Annotated in this window: 12 protein-coding genes and 5 tRNA genes; all 17 read left to right on the top strand. The window is 42.3% G+C overall.

What is annotated here, in order from left to right; all coding sequences use genetic code 11:
- The first annotated feature begins 98 nt into the window (after positions 1–98).
- The 17 genes from rpsU (at position 99) to rpoC (ending at position 15,344) form a co-directional block, all read left to right on the top strand.
- Positions 99–293 carry a 30S ribosomal protein S21 gene (gene rpsU / locus HDC91_RS10495; protein ID WP_067059690.1) on the top strand — a complete coding sequence of 65 codons (195 nt, stop codon included), beginning with the start codon at positions 99–101 and terminating at the stop codon, positions 291–293.
- An 86-nt stretch (positions 294–379) separates the two neighbouring features.
- Positions 380–1,294 (top strand): tyrosine-type recombinase/integrase, encoded by a 915-nt coding sequence (locus tag HDC91_RS10490; protein ID WP_183551770.1) that lies wholly within the window; start codon positions 380–382, stop codon positions 1,292–1,294.
- A 12-nt stretch (positions 1,295–1,306) separates the two neighbouring features.
- Complete coding sequence (gene hpf / locus HDC91_RS10485) at positions 1,307–1,654, top strand: ribosome hibernation-promoting factor, HPF/YfiA family (RefSeq protein ID WP_162429439.1); 348 nt, start codon at positions 1,307–1,309, stop codon at positions 1,652–1,654.
- Between the two features lie 242 nt (positions 1,655–1,896).
- A tRNA-Thr gene (locus tag HDC91_RS10480) sits at positions 1,897–1,969 on the top strand.
- 64 nt (positions 1,970–2,033) lie between these two features.
- Positions 2,034–2,114, top strand: a tRNA-Tyr gene (locus HDC91_RS10475).
- Between the two features lie 79 nt (positions 2,115–2,193).
- Positions 2,194–2,266 (top strand) — tRNA-Gly (locus HDC91_RS10470).
- An 87-nt stretch (positions 2,267–2,353) separates the two neighbouring features.
- Positions 2,354–2,425 (top strand) — tRNA-Thr (locus HDC91_RS10465).
- A gap of 58 nt (positions 2,426–2,483) precedes the next feature.
- Entirely contained in the window at positions 2,484–3,671 is a 1,188-nt protein-coding gene (gene tuf / locus HDC91_RS10460) for an elongation factor Tu (RefSeq protein ID WP_183551767.1), read from the top strand.
- Positions 3,672–3,797: 126 nt separating this feature from the next.
- A tRNA-Trp gene (locus HDC91_RS10455) sits at positions 3,798–3,868 on the top strand.
- A gap of 16 nt (positions 3,869–3,884) precedes the next feature.
- Positions 3,885–4,079, top strand: a complete 195-nt coding sequence (secE, locus tag HDC91_RS10450; protein WP_162429437.1) for a preprotein translocase subunit SecE — start codon at positions 3,885–3,887, stop codon at positions 4,077–4,079.
- 10 nt (positions 4,080–4,089) lie between these two features.
- Entirely contained in the window at positions 4,090–4,632 is a 543-nt protein-coding gene (gene nusG / locus HDC91_RS10445) for a transcription termination/antitermination protein NusG (RefSeq protein ID WP_162429436.1), read from the top strand.
- A gap of 197 nt (positions 4,633–4,829) precedes the next feature.
- The gene (rplK, locus tag HDC91_RS10440) at positions 4,830–5,270 is read left to right on the top strand and encodes a 50S ribosomal protein L11 (RefSeq protein ID WP_162429435.1); all 441 of its coding nucleotides are present in this window, start codon (positions 4,830–4,832) and stop codon (positions 5,268–5,270) included.
- Positions 5,271–5,297: 27 nt separating this feature from the next.
- Positions 5,298–5,996, top strand: coding sequence for a 50S ribosomal protein L1 (rplA, locus tag HDC91_RS10435; protein ID WP_183551764.1), 699 nt, complete (start codon positions 5,298–5,300; stop codon positions 5,994–5,996).
- A 2-nt stretch (positions 5,997–5,998) separates the two neighbouring features.
- The gene (gene rplJ, locus HDC91_RS10430) at positions 5,999–6,517 is read left to right on the top strand and encodes a 50S ribosomal protein L10 (protein ID WP_162429433.1); all 519 of its coding nucleotides are present in this window, start codon (positions 5,999–6,001) and stop codon (positions 6,515–6,517) included.
- 62 nt (positions 6,518–6,579) lie between these two features.
- The gene (gene rplL, locus HDC91_RS10425; RefSeq protein WP_162429432.1) at positions 6,580–6,966 is read left to right on the top strand and encodes a 50S ribosomal protein L7/L12; all 387 of its coding nucleotides are present in this window, start codon (positions 6,580–6,582) and stop codon (positions 6,964–6,966) included.
- A 202-nt stretch (positions 6,967–7,168) separates the two neighbouring features.
- On the top strand, positions 7,169–10,972 hold the full coding sequence (rpoB, locus tag HDC91_RS10420) for a DNA-directed RNA polymerase subunit beta (protein WP_183551761.1): 3,804 nt from the start codon (positions 7,169–7,171) through the stop codon (positions 10,970–10,972).
- Between the two features lie 85 nt (positions 10,973–11,057).
- On the top strand, positions 11,058–15,344 hold the full coding sequence (gene rpoC, locus HDC91_RS10415; protein ID WP_183551758.1) for a DNA-directed RNA polymerase subunit beta': 4,287 nt from the start codon (positions 11,058–11,060) through the stop codon (positions 15,342–15,344).
- Positions 15,345–15,479: the final 135 nt, after the last annotated feature.

The following is a 15,479-nucleotide window of genomic DNA, read 5'->3' as shown; positions in this document are numbered from 1 at the left end:
CCGGGTTTAAATCGGCGGAAAAAATTATAAAATATTGTATTTCAGTTTTAAAAGTATTTCCATACCTTTGACGTCCCTGAAAGGAGGTATTTGGAATTATGATCATCATTAACGTAAAAGACGGCGAATCATTAGATAAGGCATTAAAACGCTTTAAAAAGAAATTTGAAAAAACGGGTGTTTTAAGAGAACTGCGCAGTCGCCAGGCTTTCGAGAAAAAATCAATTACCCGCAGGCATGAAATTAAGCATGCTATCTATAAGCAGAATATGAACTTGGAAACTACTGTTTAATTCTTGTAGAAGAATTTTACAGATTTTCTTGTCACTATAAAAAAACTATTTGTACATTCAATTTATTGGGTGTTCAAATAGTTTTTATGTTTTCAGACAGGTTTATTCAGTACATCAGCTTCGAGAAGCGATACTCACCCCATACGGTAGCGGCCTACCAGTCAGATCTTGATCAATTTCTGTTGTTTTTAAGTCCGCCTGATGGTACACACCCTGTTTTACACCCCTCAGAGATAAGTCATCACGATATTCGTAACTGGATGGCGCAGCAGATGGACGACGGCCTAACTGCCCGCTCAGTTAACCGTAAAATTGCCACCCTGCGCAAATACTTTAAATTTTTGATGCAGGAAGGCGTGATATCAGGCAATCCAACTTCACGAATAAACGCCCCCAGGGTACCCAGAAATTTACCCGCAGTAGTTGACGGCGACAAGTTAACACAGATGCTTGATGGCCGGCTCACCATCCGGGACGAGAATATATTTACGGATACCTTTGCCGGCCTGCGCGATAAACTCGTTATCGAGATGCTTTTCGGCACCGGCATGCGCCTTGCCGAAATTACCGGCGTAAAACACCCCGATATCGATTTATACGAGAACACCATCAAAGTTTTGGGTAAGCGCAACAAACAGAGGATTATACCACTTAACAGCGAGTTGGTAAGTCTTATAAGGCGGTATGTGGAGGCAAAGAAAAGTGAAAATTTTAATAACAATTCCGTAACATTAATCGTTACAAATAAAGGCGCGGATGCATATCCCAAACTTATATATTTAATAGTGCATAAATACTTGTCTTACATATCAACCCAGGATAAAAAAAGCCCGCACGTGTTAAGGCACACGTTTGCAACAAGCCTGTTAAATAAAGGTGCCGATCTGAACGCTATAAAAGAACTGCTTGGCCACGCAAACCTTAGTGCCACACAAATTTATACGCATAATTCTGTTGAACGACTTAAATCTATTTATAAACAAGCCCATCCAAAGGCATAAAAAGGAGGAAAAATGAAAATTACCGTGCAATCTATTCATTTCAATGCAGATCAGAAGTTGTTGGATTTTATTCAAAAAAAGGTAGATAAGCTGGAAACTTTTTTTGATCACATTATAAGCGGCGAAGTGTATTTAAAACTGGAGAATGTAGAGGATGAGGCTAATAAGATATCCGAGATAAAGCTTATGCTGCCTGGTAATCAAATTTTTGCAAAGGAAAAGTGTAAAACGTTTGAAGAGGCAACGGACCTGGTGGTAGAAAGCCTTCGTAAACAAATAGAAAAACATAAAACAAAAAAAGCCATAGCTGCCGATGCTGCTAAAAAAGCAGCCCTGGTAACGGAAGAGGATGATTTTTAAGCATATAACAGGGTAAATTTTATGCCCGGATCGGCAGGTTTAAAGCCTGCCGATTTTTTTTGGAAAAAAATTTTGTACAGCTTTAAATTTTTGTAGATTTGCAATCCCTTTCAGAGAGGGTTTAATCATCTCTGATTTATTAAAAGGGGTGGTTCTTTAAAAAGAAAAAATAGCGCAATATTAATTTGCAGCCAAAATCCTGAAGGCCTAAAAAGGTAACAAGGTAATGGTAAACAATTTAAGCCTCCTTAGCTCAGCTGGTAGAGCGACTGACTTGTAATCAGTAGGTCATTGGTTCGATCCCGATAGGAGGCTCTGTTTATTTCGGAAATGTGATGCTTAGCTTCCAATTGAGCATTACCGATCCGAAATCAACAATGGGGGGATACCAGAGCGGTCAAATGGGACGGACTGTAAATCCGTTGCTTCGGCTACGAAGGTTCGAATCCTTCTCCCCCCACTTTAAATTCTAAAAGCTAAATTCTAAATTCTAAAAATTGTTTTAGGGTTTAGAGTTTAGTGTTTTAGGTTTTAAAAAAGCGGAAGTAGCTCAGTTGGTAGAGCGATAGCCTTCCAAGCTATAGGTCGCGAGTTCGAACCTCGTCTTCCGCTCTTTAAAAAATGAGCAGTGCGCGGTTCGCAGTAAGCAATTGATAAAACAACTGCAAACTGATAACTAACAACTGCAAACTAATATTAGCCGACGTAGCTCAGGGGTAGAGCACTTCCTTGGTAAGGAAGAGGTCATGGGTTCAAATCCCATTGTTGGCTCAGATACTTTAAATAGTACATTACGTTTAAATAAATTAACCTACAAACAAAATAAATCATGGCAAAAGAAAAGTTTGACCGCAGTAAGCCGCACTTAAACATCGGTACAATCGGTCACGTTGACCACGGTAAAACAACCCTTACCGCAGCTATCACTAAAGTATTAGCTGACGCTGGTTTAACAGAAGCACGTTCATTTGATTCAATTGACTCTGCTCCTGAAGAAAAAGAGCGTGGTATTACAATCAATACCGCTCACGTTGAATATTCAACAGCAAACCGTCACTATGCACACGTTGACTGTCCGGGCCACGCTGACTATGTAAAAAACATGGTTACAGGTGCTGCACAGATGGATGGTGCTATCATTGTGGTTGCTGCTACTGATGGTCCGATGCCTCAAACCCGCGAGCACATCCTGCTTGCACGTCAGGTAGGTGTACCTTCATTGGTTGTGTTCATGAACAAAGTGGACATGGTTGATGATCCGGAATTATTAGAATTAGTTGAAATGGAGATCCGTGAATTATTATCATTCTACGATTTCCCTGGCGATGATATCCCTGTTATCCAAGGTTCTGCATTAGGCGGTTTAAACGGCGATCCTAAATGGGTAGGTAAAATTATGGAGTTGATGGATGCTGTAGATAGCTACATTCCAATCCCTCCACGTTTAACTGATCTTCCTTTCTTGATGCCTGTTGAAGACGTATTCTCGATCACTGGTCGTGGTACTGTTGCAACCGGTCGTATCGAGCGTGGTGTTATCAACTCAGGCGAGCCTGTTGACATCTTAGGTATGGGTGCCGAGAACTTAAAATCAACCGTAACAGGTGTTGAGATGTTCCGCAAGATCCTTGACCGCGGCGAAGCTGGTGATAACGTAGGTTTATTGTTACGTGGTATTGAAAAAACTGATATCCGCAGGGGTATGGTTATTTGCAAACCAGGTTCAGTTAACCCACACACTGACTTTAAAGCAGAAGTTTACGTATTATCAAAAGCAGAAGGTGGCCGTCACACTCCATTCTTCAACAAATACCGTCCGCAATTCTATTTCCGTACAACTGACGTAACCGGTGAAATTTCATTGGCCGAAGGTGTAGAAATGGTTATGCCAGGTGATAACGTTACCATCACTGTAAAGCTGATCAACGCTATCGCTATGGAAAAAGGTCTGCGTTTCGCTATCCGTGAAGGTGGCCGAACTGTAGGTGCTGGTCAGGTAACTGAAATATTAGCATAAATACTTACCCTTAAACAGGGTAGCAAACGGTTAATTTTGTGTAAAGTACCGGGGCTTTGGTCTCGGTACTTTATTCACAATAAGCAAACACAATACAAATCTTCAGCTTTTTTGAAGATAGTATACACGGGAATAGTTCAATGGTAGAATAGAGGTCTCCAAAACCTTTGATCAGGGTTCGAATCCTTGTTCCCGTGCATAAGCAATAATAAAATGGCAGGCGTAGCTGAATATATTAAAGAATCGTACATAGAGTTGACCGAGAAAGTAACCTGGCCAACATGGAGAGAATTGCAAAACAGCGCGGTTTTAGTACTGATAGCTTCGATCATTATTGCGCTGATCATATTTGGTATGGACCAAATCATCGGCTACTTGCTTAATCAGTTTTATACTTCACTAGCCTAATTATAAATAGATGAGTGATCAATTAAAATGGTACGTGGTTAGGGCCATAAGTGGTAAAGAAAAAAAGGTAAAGCAATATATAGACGCTGAGATAAGCAGATTAGGTATAACGCATTTAGTGCCTCAGGTACTTATCCCTACCGAAAAATACTACCAGATGCGCGATGGAAAAAAAATTGCCAAAGAGCGCAATTATTTTCCGGGGTATGTGCTGATGGAAGCCGCCCTTGATGGTGAACTGGAACACATTATAAAAAACGTAAACAGTGTGATTGGTTTCCTGGGCGATAAGCAAGGTAACGCTATCCCTTTACGCCAGGCCGAAGTTAACCGTATTTTAGGTAAGGTTGATGAAATGAGCACGCAGGGCGAAACCATGAACGTGCCGTATTACGTTGGCGAAAACGTTAAAGTAATGGATGGGCCATTCAACGGGTTTAGCGGTGTAATTGAAGAGGTGAACGAAGAGAAAAAGAAATTAAAAGTGATGGTAAAGATATTTGGGCGCCGTACGCCGCTTGAATTGAATTACATGCAGGTAGAGAAAGAATAAGTTTAGTGAAGGGTGATTGGTTGAATAGAGAATAGTTTACCGTAGCCTGACCTAAGCATAACAATATTAAATACACAGAGCGTTTGATACGTGACGAGTTTAACAACTCACTACTCACCAAATCAACCACTCACAAAATCTTAAATGTTACTTAGCTTCCACTTACTAACATTGAGTTATAATTAAAACAAATCAAAATGGCAAAAGAAGTCGGTGCGATGGTAAAGCTACAAGTGAAGGGCGGCGCTGCAAACCCATCTCCACCAATTGGCCCTGCATTGGGTGCAAAAGGGGTGAACATTATGGAGTTTTGCAAGCAGTTCAACGCACGTACCCAGGATAAACCTGGTAAAGTGCTACCTGTAGTAATTACTGTTTATGTCGACAAGTCTTTCGATTTTATCATTAAAACCCCTCCGGTAGCTATACAGCTTTTAGAAGCAACAGGCTTAAAGAGTGGTTCGGCAGAGCCCAACCGTAAAAAAGTTGCCAGTGTAAACTGGGAGCAGGTTGAGACCATAGCCAAAGATAAAATGACTGATTTGAATGCATTTACAGTAGAATCAGCCATGAGAATGGTGGCAGGTACTGCCCGCAGTATGGGGATAACCGTATCAGGTACGGCACCCTGGAATTAATTAATTTATACAAATCAGTTTAAGACAGTGGCTAGATTAACAAAAAATCAAAAAGCGGCACTCTCCAAAATTGAGGCTAACAAATCGTATACCCTACAAGATGCATCAGCATTGGTAAAGGAATTAACCAATACCAAGTTTGATTCGTCAGTTGATATTGATGTACGTTTAGGTGTTGACCCTCGCAAAGCCAATCAAATGGTGCGTGGTATAGCAACACTACCTCATGGAACCGGTAAAACTGTACGTGTATTAGTGCTTTGTACTCCTGATAAGGAACAAGAAGCTAAGGATGCAGGTGCAGATTACGTAGGTTTGGATGATTATATTGCCAAGATTGAAAGCGGATGGACTGATGTTGATATTATCATCACTATGCCAAGTGTTATGGCTAAGGTAGGACGTTTGGGCAGAATTTTAGGCCCGCGTAACCTAATGCCTAACCCTAAATCAGGAACAGTAACACCAGAAGTTGGTAAAGCTGTTGCTGACGTAAAAGGTGGTAAGATCGATTTCAAGGTTGATAAAACCGGTATCATCCACACTTCAATAGGAAAAGCATCTTTCACTGCTGATAAAATTTACGAGAACGCATTAGAAGTATTGCAAACCATCTCTAAATTAAAACCATCGGCAGCAAAAGGCACATATTTTAAGAGCATACATATCTCTTCAACCATGTCGCCGGGAATTACAATTGAAACTAAATCAGTAGCGGGGATCTAATCATGAATAAAGAAGAAAAACACGACCTTGTTCTGGCCCTTACTGATCAGATTAAAGAGTACGGTAACTTTTATATTACCGATACTGCTGATCTAACGGTTGCAAAAGTAAATTCGATCCGTCGTCAATGCTTTGAAAATGAGATCACCATGCAGGTTGCAAAAAACAGCTTAATTAAAAAAGCTATGGAAGCAGCAGGCGGTGATTTTGCTCCGATGTTTGATGTATTAAAAGGTTCATCATCTATTCTTTTCTCAAAATCAGCAACTGCCCCGGCAAAGCTGATCAAGAAACTGAGAAAAACAGGCGACAAACCGCTTTTAAAAGCAGCTTACATTGATTCGGCGATCTTCATTGGCGATAATCAGTTAGATACTTTGATAAAACTAAAATCAAAAGAACAACTGATAGGCGAGATAGTTGGCTTATTGCAATCACCAGCCAAGAACGTTATTTCTGCATTACAATCAGGCGGAAATATACTAGCAGGTGTTGTAAAAACATTACAAGAAAGAGGTTAATCCAAACACCTATAAGTTTGGACATTAAAAACAAAAAGTATTAAAAGTAAAATTTAAATAAAATGGCAGATTTAAAAGCCTTTGCTGAACAGTTAGTTAACTTAACAGTAAAAGAAGTAAACGAATTAGCTCAAATCCTGAAAGACGAGTATGGCATTGAGCCAGCTGCTGCAGCTGTTGCTGTTGCAGGTCCTGCTGCCGGTGGCGGCGACGACGCTCCTGCAGCTGCAGCTGAGCAAACAGCATTTGACGTAATCCTGAAAGAAGCAGGTGGTTCAAAATTAGCTGTAGTTAAATTAGTGAAAGATTTAACCGGTCTGGGCTTGAAAGAAGCTAAAGATTTAGTTGACGGTGCACCTAAAGAGGTTAAAACCGGCGTAACTAAAGAAGAAGCTCAGTCTTTGAAAACTCAATTAGAGGAAGCCGGAGCGGTAGTTGAGGTTAAATAATTTAACCACACGCACAATAGCATCAGACTCCGACCATTTTTGGTCGGGGTCTATTGCTGTTTATATACTTTAGATTTGAGACGTAAGATATGAGATATGAGATTCTTGCGTCAAAACATAAAAGATTTCAACGTCTGTCTCAAATCTCACGTCTGATATCTCATATCTAAACACAGGTTTAATAAACTAAAATTATAATACCTTGGCAAACAATAATAACCAAAGAGTAAACTTTGCAACCAGCAGAAAGGTACTTGATTACCCGGATTTCCTGGATGTACAGTTACAATCTTTTCAGGAATTTTTTCAATTGGAAACCACCTCAGACAACCGCTATAAAGAAGGGTTGTTTAAAGTATTTGCCGAAAACTTTCCTATTTCAGATTCGAGGAACATATTCGTTTTAGAGTTTCTTGATTATTTTATTGATCCGCCACGTTACGATATACGCGAGTGTATCGAGCGCGGGTTAACTTACAGTGTGCCATTAAAAGCAAAGCTTCGTTTGTCATGTAATGATGCCGAACACGAAGACTTTGAAACGATTGTACAGGACGTGTACCTGGGAACCATCCCTTACATGACACCCAAAGGTACCTTTGTGATCAATGGCGCCGAGCGTGTAATTGTATCGCAGTTGCACCGTTCGCCAGGCGTATTCTTTGGCCAAAGCCGCCACACTAACGGTACAAAATTATACTCGGCCCGTGTTATACCTTTTAAAGGTTCGTGGATTGAGTTCGCTACAGACGTTAACAACGTGATGTATGCTTATATAGACCGTAAAAAGAAATTCCCGGTTACCACACTGCTTCGTGCGATTGGATACGATTCTGATAAAGATATATTAGAATTGTTTGAACTTGCAGACGAGGTAAAAGTAAGCAAAAGCGGTTTAAAGAAATTTATAGGCCGTAAACTTGCTGCAAGGGTGCTTAAAAAATGGGTTGAGGACTTTGTGGACGAAGATACCGGTGAAGTGGTATCTATTGACCGTAACGAGATCATCCTTGAGCGCGAAACCGTATTGGAAGACGACCATATCGATATGATCATTGATGCCGGTGTAAAAACCATCATCCTTAACAAGGAGGATGCGGCCACCAGCGGTGATTATACCATTATATATAATACTTTACAAAAAGATACTTCGAACTCGGAGAAAGAAGCGGTTGAGCACATTTACCGCCAGCTGCGTAACGCCGAACCACCTGATGAGGAAACTGCACGTGGTATCATCGATCGTTTATTCTTCTCTGATAAAAGATATGACCTGGGCGATGTGGGCCGTTACCGCATCAACCGTAAATTAAAGCTGAATACTTCTGACGAAACAAAAGTATTAACCAAGCAGGATATCATCGCGATTGTGAAATACCTGATCAAGCTCATCAACTCAAAAGCCGAGGTGGATGATATCGATCACTTGTCAAACCGTCGTGTTCGTACCGTTGGCGAGCAGCTTTATGCACAGTTTGGCGTTGGTTTAGCGCGTATGGCACGTACCATCCGCGAGCGTATGAACATCCGTGACAACGAGGTGTTCACACCAACTGATCTGATCAACGCGCGTACGCTTTCATCTGTGATCAACTCGTTCTTCGGAACAAACCAGTTATCGCAGTTCATGGACCAAACCAACCCACTGGCAGAGATCACGCACAAGCGTCGTTTGTCAGCCCTGGGGCCCGGTGGTCTGTCTCGTGAGCGTGCAGGTTTCGAGGTTCGTGACGTTCACTACACCCACTACGGTAGGTTGTGTACCATCGAAACCCCGGAAGGACCGAACATTGGTTTGATATCATCGCTTTGCGTACATGCCAAGATCAACAATTTAGGCTTCATCGAAACACCATACAAAAGGGTTGTTGAAGGTAAAGTACAGGTTGATGAGCCGGTTATCTATTTATCTGCTGAAGATGAAGACGGAAAAACTATCGGCCAGGCTAACGCTTACTACGATGATAAAGGGGTATTTGCCAACCCACGTGTAAAAGCACGTTTCGAAGGCGACTTCCCGATCATTGAGCCTGAAAGACTTGACCTGATGGATATTGCTCCAAACCAGATCACGTCAATAGCGGCATCATTAATTCCGTTCCTGGAGCATGATGATGCTAACCGTGCCCTGATGGGATCTAACATGCAGCGCCAGGCCGTACCATTGTTACGCCCCGAGGCGCCAATTGTAGGTACAGGTTTGGAAGGCCGCGTAGCAAAAGATTCTCGTACCCTTATCAACGCCGAAGGCGATGGTGTGGTTGAGTATGTTGACGCTAACGAGATCAAGATCAAATATGACCGCAACGAACTTGATCGTTTGGTTTCATTTGAAGGCGATACCAAAAGCTATATATTAACCAAGTTTAAAAAGACCAACCAAAGCACCACTATCAACTTAAAGCCTATTGTTAAAAAAGGCCAGCGTGTTGAAAAAGGACAGGTGCTTTGCGAAGGCTACGCAACCCAGAATGGCGAGCTTGCTTTAGGTCGTAACCTTAAAGTGGCATTCATGCCTTGGCAGGGTTACAACTTTGAGGATGCGATCGTTATATCTGAGCGTGTAGTATCGCAGGATATATTCACATCGCTTCACGTTGAAGAATTTGAACTGGAAGTGCGTGATACAAAACGCGGCGAAGAGGAATTGACGCCTGATATCCCTAACGTATCGGAAGAAGCCACCAAAGACCTCGACGAAGACGGTATCATCCGTGTTGGCGCAGAGGTTAAAGAAGGCGATATCCTGATAGGTAAGATCACGCCAAAAGGCGAATCAGACCCTTCACCGGAAGAAAAACTGTTACGTGCCATATTTGGTGATAAAGCAGGCGACGTTAAGGATGCATCGTTAAAAACTCCGCCTTCTATCGCGGGTGTTGTTATTGATACAAAACTATTCAGCCGTGCTAAGAAAACCACTAAGGCAGAAGAAAAAGCACAAATTGAAAAACTTGACGCTAAACACGATAAAGCTGTAAAAGATCTTAAAAATACTTTGATTGAAAAGTTATTCGAGATAGTTAACGGCAAAACATCGCAAGGTGTTTATAATGTTTACAAAGAGCTGTTTGTTGCCAAAGGCGTTAAGTTCACCCAGAAGATACTGACCGAGCTTAACTACGAAAACATCAACCCCACAAAATGGACCACTGATGAAGATAAGAACGAGCAGATAAAAACGTTGCTTCACAACTATAACATTAAGGTAAACGAAGAACTGGGCGCTTACCGCCGCGATAAGTTTGCCATTAGTGTTGGTGACGAGCTTCCATCGGGTATAGTTCAGATGGCTAAAGTTTATATTGCTAAAAAGCGTAAGCTTAAAGTGGGTGATAAAATGGCAGGTCGCCACGGTAACAAAGGTATTGTTGCGCGTATTGTACGCGACGAGGACATGCCTTTCTTAGAAGATGGTACCCCGGTTGATATTGTGTTGAACCCGCTGGGTGTACCTTCGCGTATGAACCTTGGGCAAATTTACGAAACCGTATTAGGCTGGGCAGGTAAAGAGCTTGGTGTTAAATTCGCTACCCCTATTTTTGATGGTGCAAGCCACGAAGAGGTTGAGGAGTGGATCAAAAAGGCCAACTTACCGGCATCGGGCCGTACCTATTTATACAATGGCTTAACAGGCGACCGTTTTGACCAGCAGACAACTGTAGGTATCATCTATATGTTAAAACTGGGCCACATGGTTGACGATAAGATGCACGCGCGTTCTATCGGGCCATACTCATTAATTACACAACAGCCATTGGGTGGTAAAGCACAGTTTGGTGGTCAGCGTTTTGGTGAGATGGAGGTTTGGGCGTTAGAAGCATTTGGTGCTGCAAACATCCTGCAGGAAATATTGACCGTTAAATCGGATGATGTTATTGGCCGTGCCAAAACTTACGAAGCTATTGTTAAAGGTGAAAACCTGCCAACCCCATCTGTTCCTGAATCATTCAACGTATTGGTTCATGAGCTAAGAGGTTTAGGTTTGGATATCACATTAGAATAGGTATAAAGTTTAGAGTTGAAAGTTTAAAGCGAAAGCTACTTTCAACTTTTGACTTTGAACTTTCAACTTTAAAACAAAGGAGACTATGTCTTACAAAAAGGATAACAAAATCAAGAGTAATTTCACCACAATTACCATCAGTTTAGCTTCTCCGGAATCTATACTTGAGCGTTCAAGCGGTGAGGTTTTAAAACCTGAGACCATTAACTACCGTACCTACAAGCCTGAACGTGATGGTTTGTTTTGCGAGCGTATTTTTGGCCCGGTTAAAGATTACGAATGCCATTGCGGTAAATACAAACGTATCCGTTACAAAGGGATTGTTTGCGACCGTTGCGGTGTTGAAGTAACTGAAAAGAAGGTACGCCGCGAGCGTATGGGCCACATCAACCTGGTGGTGCCTGTTGCGCATATCTGGTATTTCCGCTCGTTGCCAAATAAAATTGGTTACCTGCTGGGCTTACCTACCAAAAGGCTCGACCTGATCATTTACTATGAAAGATATGTAGTTATTCAGCCAGGTATTAAAGAAGCTGACGGGATCTCGAAAATGGATTTCCTGACAGAAGAAGAATACCTGGATATATTGGATACTTTACCAAAAGAAAACCAATACCTGGATGATAAAGATCCGCAAAAATTTGTGGCAAAAATGGGTGCCGAGGCGCTTGAGGAGTTATTAAAACGCATCGACCTTGATGAGCTTTCATACAACCTTCGCCACCAGGCAGCTAACGAAACCTCTCAGCAACGTAAAAACGAAGCGTTAAAACGCCTGCAGGTTGTTGAAGCTTTCCGTGGCGCAGCTACAAGGATCGAAAATAACCCATCGTGGATGATCGTTAAGATCGTTCCGGTTATACCTCCTGAATTGCGCCCGCTGGTACCGTTGGAAGGTGGCCGTTTCGCTACGTCCGATCTGAACGACTTATACCGCCGTGTAATTATCCGTAACAACCGTTTAAAACGTTTGATCGAGATAAAAGCGCCGGAAGTAATTTTACGTAACGAAAAACGTATGCTGCAGGAAGCTGTAGATTCGTTATTTGATAACTCACGTAAAGTTAACGCGGTAAAAACCGAAGGTAACCGTGCCTTAAAATCGCTTTCAGATATCCTGAAAGGTAAACAAGGCCGTTTCCGTCAAAACTTATTAGGTAAACGTGTGGATTACTCTGCACGTTCGGTAATCGTTGTAGGTCCAAACTTGAAACTACACGAGTGCGGTTTACCAAAAGATATGGCTGCCGAGCTGTTTAAACCATTTATCATCCGCAAAATGATTGAGCGTGGTGTGGTTAAAACGGTAAAATCTGCTAAAAAGATAGTTGACCGTAAAGACCCATTAGTTTGGGACATTTTGGAAAACGTATTAAAAGGCCACCCTGTATTATTAAACCGTGCGCCTACGCTGCACAGGTTAGGTATCCAGGCATTTCAGCCAAAACTGGTTGAAGGTAAGGCTATACAATTGCACCCGTTAACCTGTACCGCCTTTAACGCGGATTTTGACGGTGACCAGATGGCTGTGCACGTACCGCTTGGTAACGCAGCAATTTTGGAAGCCCAGGTATTAATGCTTGCATCGCACAACATCCTTAACCCGGCAAACGGCACGCCTATTACCGTACCTTCGCAGGACATGGTGCTTGGTTTATATTACATAACCAAAGGCCGTAAAACCGATGAAACACGTGTGGTAAAAGGGCAGGGTTTAACTTTCTATTCGGCCGAAGAGGTGATCATCGCTTACAACGAAAGGAAAATTGACCTGCATGCCTTTATCAAGGTTAAAGGAAAGATCAGAGAACGCGATGGTAACATCGTTTCTAAAATAATTGAGACCACCGTTGGGCGTGTGTTGTTTAACCAGCACGTGCCTGAAGAACTTGGTTACATCAACGAGCTTTTAACCAAAAAATCGTTACGCGATATTATCGGCGAGGTTGTTAAAACCACCGGTATGGCGCGTGCGGCTCAGTTCCTTGATGATATCAAAGAGTTAGGCTTTAAGATGGCGTTCCAGGGTGGTTTATCATTTAACCTGATGGATATCAACATCCCTGAAGAAAAGGTTACTTTGATAGCACAGGCTTCAAAAGAAGTTGAGGATGTGATGAACAACTATAACATGGGTTTCATCACTAACAACGAGCGTTATAATCAGATCATCGATATCTGGACACGTATCAACAACCGCTTAACAGCCAATGTGATGAACATCCTGAGCAACGATAACCAGGGCTTTAACTCTGTTTACATGATGCTTGACTCGGGCGCGCGTGGTTCTAAAGAGCAGATCCGTCAGCTGGCAGGTATGCGTGGTTTGATGGCTAAACCTCAAAAATCAGGCTCGGGCGGCGAGATCATCGAAAACCCTATCCTCTCAAACTTTAAAGAAGGATTGTCGGTATTAGAGTACTTCATCTCAACCCACGGTGCACGTAAAGGTTTGGCGGATACAGCGTTAAAAACAGCGGATGCGGGTTACTTGACCCGTCGTTTACATGACGTTGCACAGGATATGATAGTAGGTGAAGTTGATTGCGGTACTTTACGTGGTATATATACAACTGCGCTTAAAGATAACGAGGATATTGTAGAGCCTTTATACGACCGTATTTTGGGCCGTACAGCGCTTCATGATGTTCATGACCCTATCACCAACGAACTGATTGTTGCCGCAGGTGAAGATATTACCGAAGAAATTGCCAAAAAAGTAGAGAACTCTCCGCTTGAAGGTGTAGAAATACGCTCGGTATTAACTTGCGAAAGCAAACGTGGCGTATGTGCTTTATGTTATGGCCGTAACCTTGCAAGCGGTAAACGCGTGCAAATGGGCGAGGCTGTTGGGGTAATTGCTGCGCAGTCAATCGGTGAGCCGGGTACCCAGTTAACATTGCGTACATTCCACGTGGGTGGTACCGCGTCAAACATCGCGGCCGAGTCGCAGATAAACGCCAGGTTTGATGGTATCATCGAATTTGAGAACGTACGTACCGTAGAGTACAATACCGAAGAAGGTATGGTTGATGTGGTATTAGGCCGTTCGGGCGAGTTCCGTATCATCGAGCCGGGTACAAATAAGGTTATTGTTACCAACAACATCCCGTATGGTTCATACCTGTATGTAAAAGATGGAAGCAAAATAACCAAAGGTGACCGTATCTGTTCATGGGATCCGTACAATGCGGTTATTATCTCTGAATTTGCAGGTACTACAACGTTCGAATCGGTATTAGAAGGAATTACCTTCCGCGAAGAAAGCGACGAGCAAACCGGCCACCGCGAAAAGGTTATTATTGATACCAGGGATAAAACTAAAAACCCTGTTATACAAATAACCGATAATAAAGGCAACATTATAAAAGGATACAACATACCGGTAGGTGCCCACATTTCTGTTGAAGAAGGTGAAAAACTACAAACCGGACAGGTTATTGCCAAAATCCCTCGTTCAACCGGTAAAACGCGAGATATTACAGGTGGTTTACCACGTGTAACAGAGTTATTTGAAGCACGTAACCCATCTAACCCGGCAGTAGTAACCGAAATTGATGGTGTGGTAACTTTAGGTGGTGTTAAACGTGGTAACCGCGAAATAACCATCGAAAGTAAAGATGGTCAGGTTAAAAAGTACCTGGTGCCATTATCAAAACACATCCTTGTACAAGACAACGACTTTGTTAAAGCAGGTATGCCATTGTCTGATGGCTCTATCTCGCCGGCAGATATCCTTGCAATTAAAGGCCCTGCGGCCGTACAGGAATACCTGGTTAACGGTATACAGGAAGTTTACCGTTTACAGGGTGTGAAAATTAATGATAAGCACTTTGAGGTGATTGTTCACCAGATGATGCAGAAGGTTGCCATTGAAGATGCCGGTGATACCCGTTTCCTTGAAAGGGAAGCAGTAGATAGCTGGGACTTCATGACAGAGAACGATGAAATATTCGACAAGAAAGTGGTTGTTGATCCGGGTGATTCAGCTACTTTAAAAGCCGGTCAGATCATCTCTCTGAGAAAACTACGGGACGAAAACTCCATTTTAAAACGTAAAGATTTAAAACTGGTTGAAGTAAGGGATGCCATCGCAGCCACTTCGAGCCCGATGTTACAAGGTATTACCAGGGCATCATTAGGTACAAAATCGTTCATTTCAGCCGCATCGTTCCAGGAAACTACCAAGGTACTGAACGAAGCAGCCATAGCAGGTAAAAAAGATCTGATGCTTGGCCTGAAAGAAAACGTTATTGTTGGTCACTTAATACCGTCAGGAACCGGTTTACGCGAGTACGAAAATATCCGCGTAGGTTCTCAGGAAGAGTTTGACCGCCTGATGGCTTCAAAAACTGAGGAAGTGGAAGCTTAATCAGATTTTTTTAAATACTTTTGCAAAGCCTTCTGTGAAAATGGAAGGCTTTGCTATTTTTACGTAAGTTGGAATTAGTGTTTATTGCCTCATCCAACCCTTCTCCTTTGGAGAAGGGCTTATAAAGAAAGATGG

The organism is Mucilaginibacter sp. AK015, assembly GCF_014200785.1.
Lineage (GTDB): Bacteria > Bacteroidota > Bacteroidia > Sphingobacteriales > Sphingobacteriaceae > Mucilaginibacter.
This window is presented reverse-complemented; position numbering and strand designations above follow the sequence as displayed.

Excerpts from the sequence above, each read along its gene's own strand:
- hpf (WP_162429439.1), top strand. The coding sequence starts at position 1,307 with ATGAAAATTACCGTGCAATCTATTCATTTCAATGCAGATCAGAAGTTG.
- rpoC (WP_183551758.1), top strand. The coding sequence starts at position 11,058 with ATGTCTTACAAAAAGGATAACAAAATCAAGAGTAATTTCACCACAATT.
- rplL (WP_162429432.1), top strand. The coding sequence starts at position 6,580 with ATGGCAGATTTAAAAGCCTTTGCTGAACAGTTAGTTAACTTAACAGTA.
- nusG (WP_162429436.1), top strand. The coding sequence starts at position 4,090 with ATGAGTGATCAATTAAAATGGTACGTGGTTAGGGCCATAAGTGGTAAA.
- rplK (WP_162429435.1), top strand. The coding sequence starts at position 4,830 with ATGGCAAAAGAAGTCGGTGCGATGGTAAAGCTACAAGTGAAGGGCGGC.
- HDC91_RS10490 (WP_183551770.1), top strand. The coding sequence starts at position 380 with ATGTTTTCAGACAGGTTTATTCAGTACATCAGCTTCGAGAAGCGATAC.
- tuf (WP_183551767.1), top strand. The coding sequence starts at position 2,484 with ATGGCAAAAGAAAAGTTTGACCGCAGTAAGCCGCACTTAAACATCGGT.
- rpsU (WP_067059690.1), top strand. The coding sequence starts at position 99 with ATGATCATCATTAACGTAAAAGACGGCGAATCATTAGATAAGGCATTA.
- rplJ (WP_162429433.1), top strand. The coding sequence starts at position 5,999 with ATGAATAAAGAAGAAAAACACGACCTTGTTCTGGCCCTTACTGATCAG.
- secE (WP_162429437.1), top strand. The coding sequence starts at position 3,885 with ATGGCAGGCGTAGCTGAATATATTAAAGAATCGTACATAGAGTTGACC.